Origin of the sequence: Nocardia pseudovaccinii NBRC 100343 (assembly GCF_001613225.1) — a bacterium.
GTDB classification, from domain to species: Bacteria; Actinomycetota; Actinomycetes; order Mycobacteriales; family Mycobacteriaceae; genus Nocardia; species Nocardia pseudovaccinii.
Genome location: NZ_BDBY01000187.1, coordinates 36,098 through 57,637, shown reverse-complemented (window position 1 = coordinate 57,637; position 21,540 = coordinate 36,098). Strand labels below are relative to the sequence as shown.

Here is a 21,540-nt window from a genome sequence, read left to right as displayed (position 1 = left end):
ATTATGGACCGACTCTGGTCCTGTGTTATCGGGCTCACGATGTTCGCGGCGGCGGTGCTCACCGATTGGCGTCCGTGCGGCACTGCGCGGTAATTTCAGGCTCTGTGGCGCATCGGGGGCAGATGCCGTAGAGGTCGAGGCGGTGGCTGACGTCGCGGTAGCGGTGTTGGCTGGCGATGAGGTCGGCGTGCTGTTCGACAGCGTCGAGGGTGAATTGTTCGGCGCGCCCGCAGATTCGGCACATCAGGTAGTGGTGGTGGCCGCAGCTGTCGCGGATTCGGTACAACAGTTCGCCGTCCTCCGCATGCTGGGTTTCCACGAGTTGTTGGTCGGCGAGTCGATGCAGAATGCGGTAGACGCTGGTCAGCCCGATTCCGATGGTCGAGGTCAGGCGGAGATCGGTGTGCAGTTGCTGGGCACTGCGGAAACGATCGCCTCGGCGCAGTGCGTCGAGCACGACGCGTTGCCGCAGGGTCACACGATGGCGGCGCGCCACTGTGCGCTCAGCTGAGCGACGGTCCGGTTGCGACATAGACGCGGGAACGGTATCGGCGAATTCGGTCGAGGCCTACAGCGGCTGGATAGCTGAGGGCGGCTACGGCGATGATGGTGAAGCTGGCGGGGGCGGCCGGGATCGTATAGGACAGTGTGATACCCGCCCAGACCGCGAGGGTGGCCAGTCCCGCAGACAGCCAGAACGCGCGCCAGGGCTGCCCGGTGAGCCGTGCGGCTGCGGCGGGCGGTGCGGCCAGCAGCCCCAGAACGACTACAGCGCCGACGATTTGGGTGGCCTCGGCGACGGTGGCGCCAACGATCGCGAGAAACAGCGCACCCAGGATTCGGACGGGCACTCCCGCCGCCCCGGCGACCGCCGGGTCCACCGTGGCGAACAGCAGCGGCCGCGCTATAGCGAGCAGCACCATAGTGACACCGACGGCGATGAGGACCGCGGTCGTGGCGGCGCTGGCGCTGATTCCGAAGATACTGCCGAACAAGACGGTGACGTTCGCGGTGCCGTTTCCGGTGCTTCGGTGGGTGGTGTAGTAGGTCAGAAACAGCACACCCAGCCCCAGCATCCAGGCGAAGAACGAACCGATCGCGACATCGTCGCCACCACGCCCGCCCGCTGCTCCGAGCGCGAGTCCAGCGATGACGGTCGCGGCGAAAAGTCCTATCCGCGGATCTATTCCGGCGGCGAGGGCGGCCATGGCTCCGGTGTAGGCGACATGGCCGAGGGCGTCACCGGCGAAGACGGCACCGCGTTGGACGACGAAGTAGCCGACGAGTCCGCACAGGATCGCCACGGCGGTGCCCGCGGTGAGTGCGTGGATGATGAACGGGTGCGACAGCATCGCGGTCACATCGCTCATGGCTGCACCTGTCTGGCGTTCGGCTCCGGCATGCGCGATGCGCGCTGGTACATGATTCGCTGGCTGCGCTCGTATGCGACTGCTCGTTCGAGCGCGCGGTGCGGCTGCGGTACCGGAGCGTGGCGTCTGTGCCAACGCTGCAGCGCGGCTCGGTAGCCCGCGCACAGCAGATAGCAGGCGAAGGCGAAACTGCTGACCCAGAATCCGATCGGATACGGCGAGAAGAACGCGAAACCCATACCGGCCCAGGTGACGACGAGGGCGATCACGATCGAGATGCCGATACCGATACCGGGATGGGAGGTGAGCTGGTGCGCGGCGGCGGCGGGCGCGACGAGTAGCGCGAAGACCAGCAGACTCCCGGTGACCTGGCTGGTGCCGGCCGCGGCGACGCCGAGCAGCAGCAGGAACCCCGTACCCACCAATCGCACCGGAACTGCGTGGGCTGCCGCGGTTTCGGGATCCAGTGAGGCCCACAGCAGTGGCCTGCCCAGCAGCAGGAGCAGCCCCAGACACGGGATTGCGGCCGCGAGTAGCAGGGTGACCTGGTCGTCGGTGACACCGGCGATGGTGCCGAACAGCAGGTTCGTCAGCCCGGAGAGGAATCCTTTGTAGAGGCTGACGAACAGCATGCCCGTGGCCAGTGCGAAGGCTTGCACGGTACCGATGACCGCGGGTTGCTCGCCGACCCCGCGAGATCGGGCCGCCGACGGCAGCGCGGCGATCACCAACGCCGCCCCCATACAGGCGGCGAAATAACCGAATCCGGTGGAGCACCCGAGCCACACGGCCGCCGCGGCACCGGGAAACCCGACCACGGCCAGGGTGTGCCCGGCGAAGCTCTCGCGCCGCAGCACCATCACCCAGCCCACCGCCCCCGCCACAACGGCCACGATAGTGCCCGCGCGAACGGCATTGACCATGAACGGATACGCCATCATCTGGCGCAGATCATGGGCCAGATTCCAGGTCGCGACCGGGTTCATTGCCGCTGTCCCGCAACAGAATCCGCGATATCGTGCACCGCGGGCACATCGGGTTGGCCGACGATCACCATCCGGCCGGTGCTGTCGCGCAGCACTTCGATCGGAATACCGTAGAGCGCGGTCAGCTTCTCGCTGGTGATCACTTCCTCGGGGGCACCGCTCACCGCTGTTCCGCGCGCGACGTACACGAGGCGGTCCAGATACGGCAGGATCGGATTCACGTCGTGGGCGACCAGGACGACCGCGACCTGCTGGGCTCGGCAGATATCGCGTACCAGTGCGCTGATACCGGCTTGGCTCGGCACATCGAGGCTGTCGAGAGGCTCGTCGAGCAGCAGCAGCCGAGGTCGGCGGATCAGGGCCTGCGCGATCAGCAGCCGTTGCTGTTCACCGCCGGAGCACTGCCCGATCGGGCGGTGCGCGTACGCGCTAGCGCCGACCAGTTCGATCACCTCCCGCAGTCGCTGCTGCCTGTCCCGAAACCGTTGGGGTGTGAGCAGTCTGGACAACCATGGGATCGGTGTTCCCCAGCGTGCGCCGTCGAGTCCGAGTCGCACGATGTCGACACCGCGGATGCGCACGCTCGCATCGAAGGCACGCCGCTGCGGCAGATAGCCGATGCGGGTATTGCCTCGCCCGGCGCGGCTGCCCAGCACCTCGACCGTGCCCGCGACCGGCGGTGTGAGGCCGAGCACGACCTTCAACAGGGTGGACTTTCCGGCCCCGTTCGGGCCCAGCACGGCGACGAACTCGCCAGGCTGCACGTCCAAGCAGACATCGGACCAGATTCGTTTTCCACCCACGACCGCGGCGACCCCCCGCAGCCGGATCGCGGCTGCGGGGGGTGTATCGGCGGGGGCCGGCGGGGCCGCGATTTCGTCCATCGCGGCCCCTGTCTTCGTGCTGGTCATCTACTTGCCGGTCGCGGTGTGCAACGCGTCGCGCAGTTGCGTCAACTGGCTAGATTGCCAATCCTGGAACGAGGTGTTCTCCGGGGCAAGGGTTTCGGTCACCGTCGCCACCGCGATCCCTTGTTTCTTGGCCGCGTCGACTTGGCCCGCCACATCGGGGGTGCTGTTTTGGCTGTTGTAGACGTACACCTTGATCGCCTTGCTGGCGATCTGCTGATCGATGGCCGCCTTGTCCGCAGGCGCCGGGTCGGTGCCCTCACTGATCGCCTTCAAGAACGCTGGTGGCGTGATCAGGTTGAGGCCCAACGCATCCGAGAGTGGGGAGAAGATCGATTCACTCGCGCCGACCGCCGTGCCCGCGTACTTGGTCTTGATCTCCGAAATCAGAGAGTGATACTTCGACAGCCCCTCGTCGAGGAACTTCTGCCGCTGCTGATCGAAGTACGCGGCATCGGACGGATCGGCCTTCTTGTAGTCCGCGGTGATCGCGTCCACGACCTTGGCGACCGCATCAGGCGCGTACCACTGGTGCGGGTTACCGTCATCGGCGACGCCGACCAGCTTGCCGACATCCAACACGGTGCGATCCGAATTCGGATTCGCGGCCAGCAGCTTGTCCATCCAGGCGTCGTAGCCGATCCCGTTGGCCAGCACGACTTTTGCCCCGGCAACGGCACGCGCGTCGGCGGGCGTGGCCTCGTAGTCGTGCGGATCGGTGTCGGGGCTGCTGATGATGCTCGTCTGGTGCACCTTGTCACCGCCGAGCTGGGCGGCGATGCTGCCCCAGGCGTTGATCGTCGCCACCACCTCCAGCTTGCCGCCCGACTCTGGCGAATCCGACGACGAACTACACCCCGTCCCCATCGCGACAATCGCAGCCGCACAAACCGCCGCCCCTACCAGACGTGTACTCAAACCCGGACGAGCCATCGTGCATCCCTCATCAGATCTTGAAACTGAAAACCATTGTCGAAAATCTAACACGCATCTCCCCGATGCACGACCCGATGTCCTGTCCCGGCATAGATTTCGGTGTTCAGGGTTAGTTTTCGGGCGTTGTTGTGGAGTTCGGACTTAGTTTTCGGGTTTGGGGGACGTGAGCCCCGGCCCGGAGGGCGAACTGCCTGCCCCTGCGGATCCTGAGTCCGGTGCACAGGGGCGCGCCGACGCCGCCTCGCCCTACTTCACACCCCAGCCCGCACCGGCGACGACAGATCCAACTCCGATGAAACCTGCACGTGTGCATCGACCAGTTATTCACCGGCCGGACCAGGCGAGGGCCAATTGTCTGGAGATTCACCGGTCGCCATGAAGATGGTGCGGCGTCCGACCTGGACGGCATGATCGGCGAATCGCTCGTAATAGCGGCCCAGCAGGGTCAGGTCGACCGCGGCGGTCGTTCCGCCGGTCCAGTCCTCGGCCAGCACCGCGGTCAGCAGATCGTGATGCAGACGATCCATCGTGTCGTCCTGGCCGTCGAGTTGGGCGGCGTCGTGCGGATCCCCGGAACCCAGCACCGCGGCGGCGCTGGTCGCCATGGCGATCGCGGCCGCACCCATGCGGGCCACGACCGGCTGCACCGGTTCCGGGACCGCGTGAGCCGGATGCCGACGCCGGGCAATGCCTGCGATGTGCTCGGCGAGCGTACCCATCCGCACGAGGTCTCCGACGAGCTGGATAGCGGTGACCACCTGCCGCAGCTCACTGGCGACCGGCGCCTGCAAGGCCAGCAGTGTCATCGCGGCATGCTCGCAGTCGTCGCGCATGGTGTCGAGCTCGCGGCAGATGTCGATCGCCTGCTCGGCCAGCTCCACATCAGCGCGCAGCAGTGCGTTCGTGGCGGTGGCGACGGCGGCACGGTCACGCAGACACATCGCCTGCAACCGGTCGGCGAGCTGAACCAGGTTCTCGTGGAAGCGAGTCCGCATCCCTCATCTTCTCCCGCCGCCCAGCACAGACACCAGCGAGCCGTCTCACCACAAGGCCCACGAAGAAGGCGCGCCAGACAATCCGAAATCTAGATCCGAACAGAGGAGGAGTAACGACGGCACGACCGAAACTGCGTCTCGCAGGTCACCAACTGCGAGAACCGAAAAGTTCAACCGAAGCAGACACGTGAAGTCGCCCTTCGACATGCCGCCGGTAGCGCGACATCCAGCAATTCGCCAGCACACACCAGACATGCGCACATAATGATGCGACAAATAGATATTCCCCTCAGTGCCGCAACAGACGAGAGGAACACAATGACAACAGCCGCTCACACCGAACATCCGAGCCACGAACACACCCACGGCCCTGGTTGCGGCCACGTCGCCGTACCCCACGGCGACCATGTCGACTATGTGCACGACGGCCATGTGCATCGCGCCCACGATGGCCACTACGACGAATGCGAACCCCCAACACATCTCGCCCACGACAACCATGACCATGTCCACGGCGAGGGCTGTGGGCATGTCGCCATTCCGCACGGCGACCACGTCGATTACGTGCACGACGGCCATCGCCACGCCGCGCACGCCGACCACTACGACGAACACTGAGTTCGACGACCCGCCAGCGCGACATCGGTCCCGGGCCAACACCGGCTACGCCGCTGACGCGATAAGAGCCACAGTAGATTTCGCCGCGGCGGCCTTGACGACCCGGAATGCCCCGATTCGGGTCAGGGCTCGTGAATCGGCAGCGTCCCGTTCGGATACGCCGGGCGGGACCTGTGGTCGTCGAAGACCTCAGCGGAAATCGCGGTGACCCGCGATGAGTGCGCCCACCATCTCCCGCACCGATGACACGATCAGACAAAACCGAGTACGCGACCTGCGCTTGCGCAGGTCGATCTCGGTGGTTAGCGGCTGGCCGTGACGAGCTGGAATGCAGCGCCGAGCCGCGCGAGGTTGGGCTCGGTGAACCCCGCGTCCTGCAACAGTGCCCGTAGGTCGTCGTCGGAGTACAGGCGCATGCGTCGGGCCACCGGCGGCGGGACGACCGATGCGGGCGGATTCGGCGCGACGGTGTGCACGACGATCCGCGCGCCCGGTGCGAGTACCCGCCGCAGTTCGGTGAGCGCGCGGGGGGCGTCGAGGAAGCAGAAGACGTTTGTCATTGCCGCGCAGGTGAATTGCTCATCGGGCAGGGGTAGCGCCTCGGCTGTCGCCTCGACCACCTCGAGGCGACCCTCGCGCACCGCGGCGGCATTGTTGCCGGTGGTCAGTGCGACCATATCCGCGCTGTGGTCGACGGCGGTCGCGCGACAGCCGGCCTCGAGCGCCCATCCTACGAAGGTGCCTCCGCCGCAGCCGATTTCGAGTAGGTTGTCCGTCGATTGAAGCTCCAATGCGCGCAAGGTGTCGCGAAAGATCTCGTGGTGGGCCTTCATATCCCGCCACCACAAGCGAGCGATTCGCCCTCTGGGACGAGACAGCATGCGGTCTGTCAGTACGTCGGCGATGTTCGGCATCGGCGAGCACTCATCCTTCCTGTTCTGGGCGTAGTCGCCAGAATTGTTTGTGCGCGTGGTTATCTGCGGCTCATGTGGGCGTGTCGGCCCGGATGCGCAGGTCACCGAATACGGTGCTGCGGGCCAGCGGGCGGGCGAGGAAGTCGTGGGGGAAACCGAGTTCCACCGCGGATGCCTGGTGCAACCGCTTCAGGTGGTGGTCATCGAAGGTCACACTCAATGCGCCGAGGTTGTCGTCGAGTTGCCGTGTGGTGCGGGCTCCGAGGATGGGTGCGGTGACGGCGGGGTTGCGCAGCGTCCAGGCCAGTGCGACCTGCGCGGGTGTGTGCCCGAGTTCCTCGGCGACCCGACCGACGACATCGGCGATCGCCAGTCCGCGTTCGGTCAGTGAGTCATTGGCTACCGCGATGCTCTTTCGCGATCCCCCTGTCGCGGTGGCGTCGGCGAGATCGGCGCGGGTGTATTTGCCGGTCAGCACACCACTGGCCAAGGGGGACCAGGGGACTACACCGAGGCCGAGCTCCTGCGCCATGGGAATCAGTTCGCGTTCCCCGGTGCGCTCGATGAGGTTGTATTCGATCTGCAACGCGATCAGCGGTGACCAGCCGCGTAGCTCCACCAACGTTTGCATGCGCGCGATCTGCCACGCGGGGGTATCGGAGATGCCGAGGTAGAGGACTTTGCCCGCACGGACGAGATCATCCATGGCGCGCACGATTTCATCCAGCGGCGTCAGCCCGTCCCACAGGTGTAGATACAGCAGGTCGAGGTAGTCGGTGCGCAGTCGGCGCAGACTCGCCTCGACCGAGGCCACCATGCTCTTGCGGTGATTGCCACCGGAATTCGGATCGGTGAGCCGTCGGATCGCACTGTATTTGGTTGCCAGCACCAGAGTTTCGCGATCGGCAGCGGCGAACTCGCCCAGCCACTCCTCGGCGGTGCCGTTGGTGTACTGATTCGCGGTATCGATGAAGTTGCCGCCGCGTCCGACGTAGGTGTCGAATATCCGGCGGGCCTCGAGCTTGTCCGATCCCCAGCCCCAGTCGGTGCCGAAGGTCATGGTTCCTAGCGATAGCGGCGATACCCGTAGCCCTGACCGCCCGAGCAGGCGATAGCTGTCGAGAGCGTCTGGGCCGCGACGCGTCGTGTCATTCACCAAAGCTGTTCCCTCCTGGCAGTGTCGGCCGAACAATCAGTCGCGACCCCAGCCTTCCCATCACTGGCGCTACCTCGCGTGGCCGCCGACCGCCAATGATTGATATTGATAATCATTATCGTTAACGTAGCGGTATCGGGTTGGTCGAGCAAGGGCTGGAGATTGTGACAGCAGCAGACGAGGTCCGACGGTGTGTCGGCACGGTACTCAAAGTGCAACCGCGGGAATTGGTTTCGACTCGAAGGTTGCAGGAACTGGGGATGGACTCGTTCCTGGCGGTCCGGCTACATCTGCGGCTCGCGGAGCGGATCGGGGTGCGGGTTCCGCTGGAGTTGTTCGTCGGCGCCACCCTCGAATCGTTGACCGCAGAGGTCGAGCAGCGGGGTGCGACAGCGGCGGAGGCCGGGTCGGCGGCCGAATCATCGGTCGGCACGGCTGAACACGCGCCCGCATCGAGCCGGGCGGATGAAGAGGAGCTCACCCCGATCCAGGCCTCGTACTGGGTCGGACGGGAAGCCGATATGCCGTTGGGTGGGGTGGCCACCTTCTATTACTTCGAATTCGAGCGCGACGTGGCGCGATTCGTCGCGGCGGATCCGGTGGCGGAGGTGCGAGCACTCGAACTCGCGTGGAATCGGCTGGTCGATCACCACGAGATGCTGCGCGCGACCATCACCGATGACGGCACCCAACGCGTCCAACCGCCGGGTCCGCGGTACCGCATCGAGGTAACCGATCTGCGTATGCGCCCCGACGAGGTCGAGTCCACCCTGAATGTGTTGCGCCGGGAGCGGTCACATCAGGTTCGCGACACCACCGTGTGGCCGCTGTTCGATATCCACGCCGTGCTGCTCCCCGAGGGGAACCTGCGACTGCTGGTGGGATTCGACATCATCGTGCTGGATATGGCGAGCTGGAATCTGCTGATGCGTCAGTGGGGCGAGCTCGTCGCGGACCCCACCGCAACGCTCGCCCCGGCGGCTTCGTTTCTGCGGTTGCTGCGCGAGCGCAAGCAGTCCGATGGGCAACGCCGCGAACAGGACCGCGAATACTGGCAGGCGCGTGCGGCGACGCTTCCGTCCGGCCCCCGACTGCCGTATGCCGTGGCACCCGAGCAGGTGCGTCGACCCAGATTCGCACGGCACGGCGCCGAACTCGATTCTCAGAAATGGTCGGCGCTGACCACGCGGGCGGCGGCGCGCGGGCTGAGCCCGACGGCGGTATTGCTCGCGGCGTTCGGATTGACACTGTCGCGTTGGGGCGCAACGGATCCGTTCTGTCTCAACGCCACGCTCTTCGATCGCCCCGATACGGCCGACCATCTGGATGTGGTCGGCGACTTCACTACCACCGCCCTGGTCGAACTGCCCGCAGCCGCACTGGGCGCCTGGGCGGGCTTCGCTGAATTCGCCGCGCAGGTCAACACCCGGTTCTGGGCCGATCTGGAGCATCGCTCCTATAGCGGCGTCGAAGTGCAGCGCACCCAGGCCGGTGAGCTCACGCCACGCTATCCGGTCGTGTTCACCAGCGGTGTCGGCCTCGGCGGAGCGCGCGGCGCGGCGGCGGGCTGGCTCGGTGCCGAGGTGTTCGGCGTCTCACAGACCCCGCAGGTTGTGCTCGACCATATCGTTTGGGACGAGGCCGGTGGTTTACGGATCGCCTGGGATGCGGTGACGGAGGTGTTGCCGAGCGAATTCGTCGGGCAGATGCTGGCGGCGTACGTGCGCTTGCTACACAAGCTGGCCGATAGCGACAGTGCTTGGGACAGCGTCGATCTCGGGTGGAATCCTTACTTCGAGACGATGGAGTCCGGGCCCGATCCGGCCACGGCACCGCTGCTCACCGATCCCCAGCACGCGATCACGCTGACTCAACCGGACGCACCGGCGATCTTGGGTCCGGCCGGTGCCACGACCCATGCCGAACTGCTGGCGAGATCCCAGGCCCTCGCCGCCCACTTGGTCTCCGCCGGTGTCGGTTCCGGCGACCGGGTAGCGGTCGTACTGCCGAAGTCGGCCGGACAGATCGTCGCGGTGTACGCCGTCCTGTGGGCCGGTGCGACCTTCGTACCGATCGAGCCGGAGTGGCCCGAGGCACGCATCGCGTCAGTGTGCGAGCGCGCCGAGCTCACCCACGCAGTGGTGACCGCGCAGACACGGGACCGATTGCCGCACAACGTCATCGGGCATCGCATCGATAAGGACGCCGGCGGTACCGTGGCCGTCGATCCGGATCGTGGTGAACCGGACGAGCTGGCCTACATCATCTTCACCTCGGGTTCGACCGGTACGCCCAAGGGTGTGGCGATCGAACATCGCGCCGCGCGGGTAACCATCGACGACATCAATCACCGGTTCGGCATCGGTTCGAATGATCGGGTGCTGGCGTTGTCGGCGTTGAGTTTCGATCTGTCCATCTACGACATGTTCGGTGTGCTCGGTGTCGGTGGCGCGCTCGTCATGCCCGAGGCGGGCCGGCAGCGCGATCCCGGGCACTGGTGTGACCTGATCGCCGAACATCAGGTGACGGTGTGGAATACCGCGCCCGCGGTCGCGGAAATGCTGGTCGAATACGCCGAGGCCGATCCCGCCGCGGCTGCCCAGCTGCGCTCTTTGCGGCTGATGCTGCTCTCCGGTGACTGGATACCGATCTCCCTGCCCGACCGCCTGCGTGCGCTCGTTCCCGGGCTGCGGGTGATCAGTCTCGGCGGCGCGACCGAGGCCGCGATCTGGTCGATCCACTACCCCATCGACCAGGTTGCACCGGAGTGGACGAGCATTCCCTACGGTCGCGCGCTGCGCGATCAGTTCTTCCTGATCCTGGACGAGGACGGTCGACCGTGCCCGGTCGGGGTGCCCGGCGAGCTGAATATCGGTGGCGCCGGTCTGGCGCGCGGCTATGTCGGTGACCCGGAACAGACCGAACGTCGATTCGTGTGGAATCAACACCTCGGCGAACGCCTGTACCGCACCGGAGATCTGGGGCGATGGCGACCCGACGGTACGATCGAATTCCTCGGCCGAGTGGACCGCCAGGTCAAGATCCGCGGCCATCGGATCGAGCTGGGCGAGATCGAATCGGTCCTCACCCGCCATCCCGGCGTGCGCCGCTGCGTCGCCGCGGTGCTGCCCGGGGCCGACGACCGGGCGCGGCTGGTCGGCTATCTCGTTGCCGGGGCCACACTTCCGGAGTCGGATGAATTGGCCGCCTACGCTGCCCGGCACCTGCCGCAGTACATGGTGCCGTCGCGGTGGGTGCCGCTCGACTCGATCCCACTGACACCGAACGGCAAGGTCGATACCTCACGACTACCGAACCCCTTCCGCCGCAATGGAATCGCCACCTCCGAGACCAATAGGTCAGCCGCCGACGATCTGCTGCGCGCGGTGGATGCCGGATGGCTGGTCGAGGCCGCGCGACAGGCGCGCAGCCGCGGTTTGACGCTCACGATGCGGCTGGAGCCGGGTGAGCTCGACAGCGGTGCGGCTCACTCGACGGCCATCGAGTGGACACACCAGCTGCGTGGTGCGGCTGCCACGCATGACGTGTTGGTCTCCGAAATAGCCGCTACCGCACCTCTGGTCGAGTTCATGCTGAGCTTCGATGAACCCGCAGGCGATGAGCCGGTGGCACCCGCCGATATCGAACAGGCCGTCACCGCGGTCTTCACCGAACTCCTCGGACCGGGGGTAGCGCCGACGACACCCTTCTACGACCTGGGCGCGACGTCGTTGACCCTGGTCCGGGCACACCGCCGGCTGCGACGGCTGGCACCAGAACTGACCGTGCCGGATCTGTTCCGGCACGGTTCGGTCCGCCGCCTCGCCGTCTGGATCGCCCAGCAGAGCAACGGATCCGACGCCGATCACCGAGACGAATCACTGCGGGCCGCACCGAATCTCACCGACGCCGCCGAACGCGGCAAGCGGCGGCGCGCCCATCGATCGAAAGCGAGGCAGGCATCGCATGCCGCTCACTGATGTCGTAGCGCAGCTGCAAACCATCCTGCGCCGCCGGGACGACCGCAGACAAAGCTTCACCGCCCACACCGAGCACCGGCCGGGCACGGCCACCGAGGTGAGCGTCCGAATCAACGGACACGCGCTGGTGGTAGACGAACCCGTCGCGGCGGGTGGCGGTAACGCGGGCCCGGACCCGATCGGACTCGCGCTCGCCGCCCTCGGCACCTGCCAGATCGTCACCTACCGCTTCCACGCGGCCCGCCTGGGAATCGAAATCGACTCACTCACCGTCGATATCAGCGCCCAGTTGGATATGGGCCCGGTATTCGGCATCGACACGACGCCACAGGTCGGCGCGATCCAGCTGCGAGCGCGGGTCAGCGGCCCGAGCGCGCCGGGGCGCTACCGAGAACTTCAACACCTCGTCGATCAATCCTGCCCGGTCCTGGCGATCGCGCGCGGAAAGACCCCGGTGCATTCGGAATTGGAGATCGCCTGATGACCAATAGTGACCTCGACGCCATCGCGATCGTCGGCATGGCCTGCCGCTTCCCCGGCGCCCCCGACCTCGCTGCCTACTGGGATCTGCTCGCCTCGGGCCGGGAGGGATTGAGCCGATTCAGCGACACCGAACTGGCCGAGCGCGGCGTACCGGCCGAGCTGCGCGCACACCGCAACTACGTGCCAGTTGGCGGGCTCATCGATGACCAGGATCGCTTCGACCCGGACCACTTCGGTTTCACCGCCGGTGAAGCCGAACTGCTCGACCCCCAGCTGCGCCTGCTGCTGGAGTGCTCGTGGAACGCCCTCGGCGACGCCGGCCATGCCGGTGGGGCGGGACTCGGCGCGGTCGGCGTCTTCACCGGCGCCTCGCACAGCGATTACCTCGCCGACAACCTCGCTCGCTATCGACACACCGCCCACCTCGACCCGCTCGGGTATCTGCAGGCGACGATGGGTTCGATCACCGACTACTTCCCGCAGCAGATCGCCTACCGGCTGGATCTGACCGGACCGGTGATGGCGGTGCAGGCCACCTGCGCCACCTCGCTGGTCGCCGTGCACACAGCCGCCCAGTCATTGGGCAACGGTGAGTGCGATGCCGCACTCGCGGGCGGTGTTTCGCTCATTGTGCCGCAAGGGCACGGCTACCTGCACGTACCGGACGCCATCTTCGCCGCCGACGGGCACACCCGAGCCTTCGGGGCCGAGGCGTCGGGCATGGTGCACAGCCAAGGCGTCGGCATTGTGCTGTTGCGTCGGCTGGAAGACGCCATGGCCGACGGTGATCCGATCTACGCGGTGCTGCGCGGCAGCGCGGTGAACCACGACGGCGCGGGGAAGGCGGGATTCACCGCGCCATCGGCGACCGGACAGGCTCGGGTCGTCGCCGAGGCGCTGGCCGCCGCCGATGTCGAACCCGACGAGGTCGGTCTCATCGAGGCACACGGCACCGCGACAGCTTTGGGTGATCAGATCGAATTGGCAGCGCTGGCAGCGGTCTTCGGCGACCGCGCCGCGCCGGAGCCGATCGCGATCGGTTCGGTGAAAAGCAATATCGGGCACACCAATACGGCCGCGGGCATCGCCGCGTTCATCAAGACCACCCTGGCGCTGCACCACGGCCGCATACCGGCGACGCTGCACGCCGACCCGGCCCATCCCGAACTCGCCCGCCACCGCGGACTTTTCGCGGTGGTGAACCACACCACGGACTGGCGCCAGGGCACCAGAATCGCCGGGGTCAGTTCGTTCGGAATCGGCGGGACGAACTGCCACATCGTGCTGGAGCAAGCCCCCACCGATACACCGCAGTCGGATCCGGACGACCGAGCCCAGTTGCTGCTGTTCTCCGGGCACAGTGAACAGAGCTGCCGCGCGCAACTCGACCTCGCCGCAGCGCATATCGATGCCGACAGCCGCGCCGACTACGCCTACACGCAGCTACGCGGCCGTCACACCGACGGCGGGTGGCGATCGGCGGCGATTCTGACCGAACACGGGCCGCAGCAGGTGGCCTCCCAGCGGCCACCAGTACAGCGGCCGCACATTGTCTTCGCGTTTCCCGGTGCGGGGGCACAGTTTTCGGGAATGGGTTCGGGGCTTCACCGCGATGAACCCGTTTTCGCCGACACGATCGACAAATGCGCGGATGCCCTGCGACCGCTGCTCGACTTCGATATCCGTGACATCGTCAGCGGGCGGGCACCCCAGAGTTCCGTCGACGACGTGCGCTATGGCCAGCCCGCATTGTTCGCGGTTTCGCTGGCGACCGCGATGACGTTGCGCGAGTTCGGCATCGCACCCGACGGTGTGCTCGGGCACAGCCTCGGCGAATACGCGGCCGCGGTCGTGGCCGGAATGATGGATCTCGCCGATGCGGCACGGCTGGCCGCGGTGCGTTCCCTCGCCTTGGCCGAGGCCGCGCCGGGTGGGATGCTCGCGGTGGAGCTCAGCGAAACCGAGCTCGGCGACCTGCTCGCCGATCATCCGGACCTGACCATTGCCGCGATCAACGCGCCCGACGCATGTGTCGTCTCCGGTCCCGCCGCGGCGCTCGGCGATCTCACCACCGTGCTGAACCGCAGTGGGATTCGATCCGCCGAGCTGCGGATCGATGCCGCACTGCACTCCCCGGCTGTGGCGGACGCGGTCGCGGCGGTACGCGAGGCGGCGACGACGGTGCCGACACGGCCCGCCGCGATACCGCTCTACAGCACACTCACCGGGCAGACGACGCGCACCGTCGACGCCGAGCACTGGGCGCGGCATCTGCGTGAACCCGTGCGTTTCGCGGCGGCCGTCCAGGCTGCCGCCGGTGCGCAACCCACCGTGATCGTTCAGGTCGGACCCGGGAATGCGTTGGCGGCGTTGGCGCGGCGCAATGCTCCGGCGGGATTGGTCGCCACGCTGAGCACGTTGGCAGATGCCGACGAAGCGGCCGAGACTTCATCGCCTGATCGGGCCGCGCTCTTGGCCGCGGTCGGCCAATTGTGGTGCGCCGGAGCCGCTCTCCGACCAGAGGCACTGCACAGCCGTCGGCGGCGAGTGCGCCTGCCCGGGTTCCCGTTCCAGCGGCGCAGGGCCTGGATCGACCCGCCCCAAGCACCTGCCTCGGTATCGAATTCCGCCACGAACAATGGGCATTCGGCTGCACTGCTTGAAAGCAGCGCCGCACCGTCCCAAGCTCGAGGCCACGATCCCACGCATCCCGGCAAAGACCGGGATACCTTGGCAGACAATGCCATTCATCTCGGTGACCTGGCGCGATCCGGAGTGACTCGGCTTCATCGAGATAACCCGATCGAATTCACCACCGCCGACGAGCAACTGGTTGCGGCGCTGTGGGGCGAACTGCTCGGTGCCCCGGTGACCGCCGCCGATGCCGACTTCTTCGCCCTCGGCGGAACCTCGATGCTGGCCACGCGCATGCTCGAACAGCTCAACGACCAGCAGCAGGCCGATATCAGACTGCGCGAACTGCTGGCGCAGCCGACCGTAGCCACTTTCGCGAAACTCCTGTCGTCGCGACGGACATCCTCGACGGAATCGGTGGCACCCACCCCTGAAATCATCGAAGACACTGCCGCCGAGCCATTCCCACTCACCCGCGTCCAGCACGCCTACTGGGTCGGCCGTTCAGGTGCCTTCGGCCTCAGCGACGTGTCCTGTCACATCTATCTCGAATACGACTGCACCGACCTCGATCTCGACCGCTACCAGCAGGCCTGGCATCGGCTGATCGCACGCCACGACATGTTGCGCGCGGTCATCACCGAGGACGGCCGCAACCGGGTGCTCGACACGGTCCCCGACTATCGGATCCGCCGCCACGACCTCACCGATCTACCCGCCGCCGAGCGCGAGGACACCCTCGCCGACCTGCGCAGGCAGCTATCACATCGGGTACACCGCCCGGATCGCTGGCCGCTGTTCGACGTGCGCGCAGCAACGATCGACGACACCACGACCCGCGTGTTCCTGGGAATCGACGCCCTGATCTGCGATGCGGGCAGCTTCCTGGTCCTGGATCGCGATCTGCGCCACTTCTACGACGACCCCACGACAACCCTGCCCCCGGTGCGGACCCGATTCGCCGATTACGTCGCCCACACCGCGACCCGCCTCGACACGCCCACGCGCCGCCGCGCGGTGGCCTACTGGCAGCAGCGAATGGACCTGATCCCCGGCCCGCCCGCACTCCCGACCCGCACCCGCACCCAGACCCGGCCCTGGTTCGCCCGCCGCTCCGGCCAACTCGACGCCACCGAGTGGACCTCGCTGCGCCGGATTTCCGCCGAGCACGGCGTGACACCGTCGGCGGTCCTGCTCACCGCCTACGCCGATGTACTCGCGGCCTGGTCCGGCGACGAGCGGTTCGCGGTCATGTTGACGCTGATCGACCGGCCGTCCGCGCTGCCCGGAATCGAAGACGTGATCGGCGATTTCACCACGCTGCTCGCACACGAGGTCGAGCGGACCGGTGCCGAATCGTTCGCCGACCGGGTGAAACGCACCCAGCAGCGACTGTTCGACGATATCGATCACCGCGACTACTCCGCGCTGGAACTGCTCGCCGAGCTGTCCACCAGATTCGGTGAGCGGCAACTGCTTCCGGTGGTCTTCACCAGCGCACTCGATGTCGCCGAGTTGGTCGGCGCGGATCCGGACCTGGAATGGGCCGGACCGATGGTGCACGGCGTCAGCCAGACACCACAGGTCTGGCTCGACCATCAGGCGTTCACGCACGCGGGTGCACTGCAATTGCAATGGGACGTCCTGGAAACCGTGCTCGATCCAGATGCCGCCGATACCGCCTTCGCCGCCTACCTGGCCTGGCTGCGCCAGCTCGTCGCGGATCCGAGCATCTGGACCACAGCCGATGCCGGGCCGCGCCTGACCAGTCCGGGCGCGGATGTAGCGGCCACCATCGAGGCGATCTGGACCCAGGTGCTCGGCCTCGAAACAGACACTGTCCGTGCCGATTCCACCTTCGTCGGACTCGGCGGTGATTCGGTGCTAGCGGTGCGGATGGCCACCATGGTGCGCGGGCGCCTCGGTGTCGCGGTCCCGGTAGTCGATCTCGTCGGCGATCTGACCTTCGACCAGTTGGTAGCCTTCATCGCCGAACGCCGCGCCGATACCCCCGCCGCGGCGAGCGTCGAACTGGTGCACCAGGACGACCCCACCGCCGCATTCGGGCTCACCCCACTGCAGCAGGCGTATTGGGTCGGTCAACAGCATGGTTGGGCGCTCAGCTACGACTCCGCCCACAACTATGTCGATTTCCGGCTCTCCGGCATCGACCCGACCGAGGTCGAATCCGCGGTCCGCAGCCAGATCCGCCGTCAACCGATGCTGCGCGCGATATTCCTGCCCGACGGCACCCAGCAGGTGCTCGACGAAACAGATCCGCGGCTGACAGTACTGCCGATCACCGCTCTCGATCGGCGGGGCGCCGAGGTCGGTGCTATCGACGCATTGCTGGCCCAGACCCGCGCCGAGATGCAGCGCAGCGGGCCCGCGATGGACCCATGGCCGTTCCGGATCACCGCGATCCGACTACCTGGCGACGAACTCAGCCTGCATATCGTGTGCAGCCTGCTGGTCGCCGACGGCTGGTCAGTGCAGCTGATGTTCACCGAACTGTTCACCTATCTCGACGAGCCGAATACGGTGCTACCGCCGCTGACCGCGCACTTCGGCGACTACGTCGAAACCATCAACCGGCAACGACAACAACCGGAATGGCAGGCCCAACGCGATTGGTGGTGGGACCGGCTCGACGAATTACCCACCGCGCCGAACCTTCCCCTAGCCACTCCGTTCGATCAAGTGCGCCCGGACACCCTGGTCCGGCGCGAACTGCGGGTGTCGGGCATGCAGATGACGGCCCTGCGCACCCGCTGCACCGAGTACGGCATCACCCCCACCGCAGCCTTCGCCACCTGCTACGCGATCGCGCTGGCCAGGCTGGCCGGGCACCGCCGGTTCCTGCTCAACGTGCTCTATCTCAACCGCCTGCACCTGCCCGCGGATCTCGATCACGCGATCGGCCCGTACGCCGCAACGGTGCTGCTCGATGTCGATCTGCCCGCACCGGCACCGTTCATCGATGCGGCCCGGCGCATGCAGGACGCCACCGCGGCAATGCTCGACCACGGACAGGTCAGCGGGGTGGAGATCGTGCGCGAACTCGGTCGCCGTCGCCGCGATACCGCACCGCAGGCACCGGTCGTGTTCCACAGCACCCTCGGACTGCATCCACCCGGCGGCACGCCGCAGACCGTGCGGGTCAGCGAGTTCTATCAGCGTGTGCGCACCCCGCAGGTGGCCTTGGATATGCAGGTCTTCCAATGGGATTGGGACGACTCGGTGGTGGTGAACCTGGACGCCGTCGCCGAATTGTTCTCCCCCGGCGTGCTCGACACGTTGTTCGCCGATATTCGCGCCCAGATCGCCGCGCTCATCGAAGCGCCCGAAACCTGGACGGCCACAGTCGAATTGCCCGCTGCCGAACGCAGCGCCACCGCCGCCGCGACGACCGGACGGGCCGCCGCCAGCGGTCCGCTCGGCACCGACGCCGAACACGCGGTCGCGGCGCTGTGGGCACGGATGCTCGATATCGAACCCGACGACGCCCGATTCGACCGGGCGACGGATTTCTTTGCCATCGGCGGGGATTCGGTCCTGGCCATCCGCATGCTGAATCGGCTGCGCGGCGAACTCGGACTGGTCGTCACACCCCGAGCATTCTTGGCCGATCCCACGCTCGCCGCGACCGCTGCCGCGGCCGAGGTCCAACAGGTCGCCGCAGCGTATGACGATTGCGCGGTCACGCTGCGCGACGGCACCGGAAATCCGGTGTTCCTGCTGCATCCCACCGGGGGGGATGTGCTGTGCTACACCGAATTGGCACGCAAGCTCAGCACTGATCGCCGCGTCATCGGCATCCAGGATCCGGCGCTGGCAGGTGCACGGGGACCGGAGAGCGTCGCGGAGCTGGCTCGGATTTACGAAGGGGTGCTGCGCACCCAGCAGCCCACCGGGCCCTACAGCCTCGGTGGCTGGTCGATGGGCGGCATCCTCGCGCACGAAGTCGCACGCCGCCTGCAAGATTCCGGCGAAACCGTCGCCGTGCTGGCCTTGATCGACGCCAATATCGCCGACCGCATCCGCCCCACCAACGCTGGCGAATTCTGGTCGCGGTATCTCGGTTCGCTGGAAGCGTTCCTGGATATCGACCTCGACTCGGCCTCGCTCGATACCGAATTGCCCGAACAGCAACTGCGCGAGGCGATAACACGACGCCTGACCGCGGCCGGTCTCGCGGGACGCGATCGCGCGACCCGGCAATTGCGCGAGACGACCTTCGAACGACACCTGCGCGCCCTCGGCGCACACAGCACCGGATTCCTCGACAACGACGGACTGGAAACGCTCATCGTGCGTGCGGAGTTGCCCGCGCCGCGCAATTCCGGGGTCGGGATGGGGGTCGACGATTGCCGGGATCTGCCGGATCTGGGCTGGCGGGACTACACCGACGGCACGATCATCACGCATACGGTCGCGGCGCACCACTATTCGCTCCTGCACGAACCCACCGTCGATGCCGTCGCGCGGCTGGTATCGCAGGCATTGGAACGCGCGGGGACGAAGGTTGGGCAGCGCCATGGCTGACCCTGGTCACGACTCCTACGCGGCGGCTGCCGAGTTCTACGACCTGATGGCGACACCGTATGTCGCACAGGTCGAACCGGCGCTCACCGCACTGCTCGACGACGTCGACACCGTGCTCGGCCCGATCGTCGATATCGGCGCGGGCACCGGACTGTCCACCGTCATGATCGCCGACGCACTGCCCGAGACGAAACTCGTCGCGGTCGAACCGGCGTCCGCGATGCGAGCTGTGCTGATGTCTCGGCTGGCCGCCCGCAAGGATCTGCGCGAGCGGATCACGGTGCTGCCGCAGGGATTTCTCGACACCGGACTACCGAGCAAATGTGCGGCGGTCGTCGCCCTTGGCGTGATCGGGCATTTCGATGCCGCCGCGCGACCGAAGGTGTGGTCGACGATCGCCTCCGCCCTGGCCCCCGGGGCCAGCGCGGTGGTGGAGGTACAGCGGCCGGGGCGCGTGACGGCGGTGTCCGAGCGCCGCTACACCCGCACCCACGCCGGTGAGCTGCGCTACGAGGGCTGGAGTACGGCGCAGGTTATCGACACTGAATCCCTGGTCTGGCGCATGACCTACCGCGTCTATCGCGACCAACTCCTGCTGCAGGAGACCGTCGCCGAACATCTCGTCTGGCCCGCCGACTCGGATCGGCTCGCGGCGGAAGCACACGTCGCGGGCCTCTGTCTCACCTCGGCCGACAACGAGACCGGACTGCTGCGATTCGTCAAGGAAAGGCAGGAACAATGACCGTGGACCATGGCATCCACAGCCTGGGTGTCGAGGCGGTGCTCGCCGCCGTCGAAGACCTGGTGCCCGCACTGCGCGAACGCGCCGCGCAGACCGAGGACGCCCGCCGCATTCCTGCGAAATCCATGACGGAACTGCAGGAATCGGGTTTGTTCAAGCTGCTGCAACCGAAGCGCTACGGTGGCTACGAAACCGATCCGGTCACCTTCTACACCGCGGTGGCGCGGCTGGCCAGCGCTTGCGGCTCCACCGGCTGGGTGGCGTCCGTACTCGGCGTACCGCCATGGAATGTCGCGCTTTTCGACGTCAGCGCCCAAGACGAGGTGTGGGGTGAAGATCGCGACACCCGTATCTGCTCCTCATACGCCCTCACCGGCACCGCGACTCCAGTCGAGGGTGGCTACCGACTCAGTGGCCGTTGGGGTTTCGCCTCGGGCTGCGATCACACGACCTGGGCGCTACTGGGCGCGCGCATCGTCGAGGACGGTACGGCGGTCGATACCTGCACCGTCCTGGTACCCCTTGGTGATTACGCGATCGAGGATGTCTGGGATGCGATCGGTCTGCGCGGTACCGGGAGCAATGACCTCATTGTCGAGGATGTGTTCGTGCCCGCACATCGCGTGCTGAGTTCGGGCGCGGTGGCCAAGTGCGTGGCTCCCGGCCACGCCGTGAATGACGGTCCGCTGTACCGGATTCCGTTCGGTTCGATCCACACCAGCGCGATCACCGCACCCATCATCGGGATGGCGCGCGGAGCATACGCGGCACACATCGAACATCAGCGCACCCGCGTGCGGGTGGCGCTGCCCGGTGATGCGACCAAGGACAGCGGCTTCACCGGAACGCCCTTCCAGGACGATCCGGCCGCGCTGGTGCGCATCGCCGAGGCCGCCAGCGAAATCGACGCCGCATGGCTGCAACTGACCCACAACATCAGCACCCTCTACGACCGTGCCGAAACGGGTGCGCCGATCACCGCCCTCGACCGGCTACGAGTGCGCCGCGACCAAGTTCGCGGCACCGAGCGGGCGATCTTCGCGGTGGACCGGCTCTTCGAGAATTCCGGCGGCCGCGCACTACGGGCCGGCACCGCGATCCAGCGGTTCTGGCGCGATGCCCACGCCGGACGGGCACATGCCGCCAATGACCCCGAACGCGCCCTGCGGATGTTCGGAGCGGCCGAATTGACCACGCCGACCACAGATTCGGTTTCCTCCGATACTCGAGAAGAGAAGTCGTGACCGAGCACAGCGAGGCAACCACAGGTACT

14 protein-coding genes are annotated in these 21,540 nt (G+C 66.7%); 6 read left to right on the top strand and 8 right to left on the bottom strand.

What is annotated here, in order from left to right; genetic code table 11:
- Positions 1 to 58 precede the first annotated feature (58 nt).
- The 6 genes from NP3_RS23690 to phoU all read right to left on the bottom strand — a co-directional run bounded on the left by NP3_RS23690 (position 59) and on the right by phoU (position 5,195).
- Complete coding sequence (locus NP3_RS23690; RefSeq protein ID WP_063824876.1) at positions 59 to 532, bottom strand: Fur family transcriptional regulator; 474 nt, start codon at positions 530 to 532, stop codon at positions 59 to 61.
- Positions 504 to 1,370, bottom strand: a complete 867-nt coding sequence (locus NP3_RS23685) for a metal ABC transporter permease (RefSeq protein ID WP_063043795.1) — start codon at positions 1,368 to 1,370, stop codon at positions 504 to 506. Before NP3_RS23685 ends, NP3_RS23690 begins: the two co-directional genes overlap by 29 nt.
- Positions 1,367 to 2,356 (bottom strand): metal ABC transporter permease, encoded by a 990-nt coding sequence (locus tag NP3_RS23680; protein ID WP_084508868.1) that lies wholly within the window; start codon positions 2,354 to 2,356, stop codon positions 1,367 to 1,369. The genes NP3_RS23685 and NP3_RS23680 overlap by 4 nt, the downstream gene beginning before the upstream one ends.
- The gene (locus NP3_RS23675) at positions 2,353 to 3,267 is read right to left on the bottom strand and encodes a metal ABC transporter ATP-binding protein (RefSeq protein ID WP_063043794.1); all 915 of its coding nucleotides are present in this window, start codon (positions 3,265 to 3,267) and stop codon (positions 2,353 to 2,355) included. Before NP3_RS23675 ends, NP3_RS23680 begins: the two co-directional genes overlap by 4 nt.
- The gene (locus NP3_RS23670) at positions 3,268 to 4,071 is read right to left on the bottom strand and encodes a metal ABC transporter solute-binding protein, Zn/Mn family (protein ID WP_245721083.1); all 804 of its coding nucleotides are present in this window, start codon (positions 4,069 to 4,071) and stop codon (positions 3,268 to 3,270) included. It lies immediately after the preceding gene.
- Positions 4,072 to 4,520: 449 nt separating this feature from the next.
- Positions 4,521 to 5,195 (bottom strand): phosphate signaling complex protein PhoU, encoded by a 675-nt coding sequence (gene phoU, locus NP3_RS23665; RefSeq protein WP_063043792.1) that lies wholly within the window; start codon positions 5,193 to 5,195, stop codon positions 4,521 to 4,523.
- A gap of 318 nt (positions 5,196 to 5,513) precedes the next feature.
- On the opposite strand from phoU, the gene NP3_RS46985 reads away from it, so the two are divergent.
- Positions 5,514 to 5,813 carry a hypothetical protein gene (locus NP3_RS46985; RefSeq protein WP_084508866.1) on the top strand — a complete coding sequence of 100 codons (300 nt, stop codon included), beginning with the start codon at positions 5,514 to 5,516 and terminating at the stop codon, positions 5,811 to 5,813.
- Positions 5,814 to 6,115: 302 nt separating this feature from the next.
- Here NP3_RS46985 and NP3_RS23655 read toward each other — a convergent pair whose 3' ends face one another.
- Positions 6,116 to 6,646 carry a class I SAM-dependent methyltransferase gene (locus tag NP3_RS23655; RefSeq protein WP_063043790.1) on the bottom strand — a complete coding sequence of 177 codons (531 nt, stop codon included), beginning with the start codon at positions 6,644 to 6,646 and terminating at the stop codon, positions 6,116 to 6,118.
- Between the two features lie 151 nt (positions 6,647 to 6,797).
- Complete coding sequence (locus NP3_RS23650) at positions 6,798 to 7,883, bottom strand: aldo/keto reductase (RefSeq protein ID WP_063043804.1); 1,086 nt, start codon at positions 7,881 to 7,883, stop codon at positions 6,798 to 6,800.
- A 164-nt stretch (positions 7,884 to 8,047) separates the two neighbouring features.
- Between NP3_RS23650 and NP3_RS23645 the strand changes: the two genes are divergently transcribed.
- From NP3_RS23645 to hsaA, 5 genes are read left to right on the top strand one after another with little or no spacing between them, the layout of a single operon-like run.
- On the top strand, positions 8,048 to 11,863 hold the full coding sequence (locus NP3_RS23645) for a non-ribosomal peptide synthetase (protein ID WP_281197485.1): 3,816 nt from the start codon (positions 8,048 to 8,050) through the stop codon (positions 11,861 to 11,863).
- On the top strand, positions 11,850 to 12,344 hold the full coding sequence (locus NP3_RS23640) for an OsmC family protein (RefSeq protein WP_063043788.1): 495 nt from the start codon (positions 11,850 to 11,852) through the stop codon (positions 12,342 to 12,344). Before NP3_RS23645 ends, NP3_RS23640 begins: the two co-directional genes overlap by 14 nt.
- Complete coding sequence (locus NP3_RS23635) at positions 12,344 to 19,525, top strand: type I polyketide synthase (protein ID WP_063043787.1); 7,182 nt, start codon at positions 12,344 to 12,346, stop codon at positions 19,523 to 19,525. The genes NP3_RS23640 and NP3_RS23635 overlap by 1 nt, the downstream gene beginning before the upstream one ends.
- On the top strand, positions 19,518 to 20,267 hold the full coding sequence (locus tag NP3_RS23630) for a class I SAM-dependent methyltransferase (RefSeq protein WP_169814557.1): 750 nt from the start codon (positions 19,518 to 19,520) through the stop codon (positions 20,265 to 20,267). Before NP3_RS23635 ends, NP3_RS23630 begins: the two co-directional genes overlap by 8 nt.
- A complete protein-coding gene (gene hsaA / locus NP3_RS23625) occupies positions 20,264 to 21,511 on the top strand; it encodes a 3-hydroxy-9,10-secoandrosta-1,3,5(10)-triene-9,17-dione monooxygenase oxygenase subunit (protein WP_063043785.1) in 1,248 nt (415 codons plus the stop codon). Before NP3_RS23630 ends, hsaA begins: the two co-directional genes overlap by 4 nt.
- The last annotated feature ends 29 nt before the right edge of the window (positions 21,512 to 21,540 follow it).

Coding starts and splice junctions, on each gene's coding strand:
- NP3_RS23690 (WP_063824876.1), bottom strand. CDS start 532: ATGTCGCAACCGGACCGTCGCTCAGCTGAGCGCACAGTGGCGCGCCGC.
- NP3_RS23685 (WP_063043795.1), bottom strand. CDS start 1,370: ATGAGCGATGTGACCGCGATGCTGTCGCACCCGTTCATCATCCACGCA.
- NP3_RS23680 (WP_084508868.1), bottom strand. CDS start 2,356: ATGAACCCGGTCGCGACCTGGAATCTGGCCCATGATCTGCGCCAGATG.
- NP3_RS23675 (WP_063043794.1), bottom strand. CDS start 3,267: ATGACCAGCACGAAGACAGGGGCCGCGATGGACGAAATCGCGGCCCCG.
- phoU (WP_063043792.1), bottom strand. CDS start 5,195: ATGCGGACTCGCTTCCACGAGAACCTGGTTCAGCTCGCCGACCGGTTG.
- NP3_RS46985 (WP_084508866.1), top strand. CDS start 5,514: ATGACAACAGCCGCTCACACCGAACATCCGAGCCACGAACACACCCAC.
- NP3_RS23655 (WP_063043790.1), bottom strand. CDS start 6,646: ATGAAGGCCCACCACGAGATCTTTCGCGACACCTTGCGCGCATTGGAG.
- NP3_RS23640 (WP_063043788.1), top strand. CDS start 11,850: ATGCCGCTCACTGATGTCGTAGCGCAGCTGCAAACCATCCTGCGCCGC.
- NP3_RS23635 (WP_063043787.1), top strand. CDS start 12,344: ATGACCAATAGTGACCTCGACGCCATCGCGATCGTCGGCATGGCCTGC.
- NP3_RS23630 (WP_169814557.1), top strand. CDS start 19,518: ATGGCTGACCCTGGTCACGACTCCTACGCGGCGGCTGCCGAGTTCTAC.
- hsaA (WP_063043785.1), top strand. CDS start 20,264: ATGACCGTGGACCATGGCATCCACAGCCTGGGTGTCGAGGCGGTGCTC.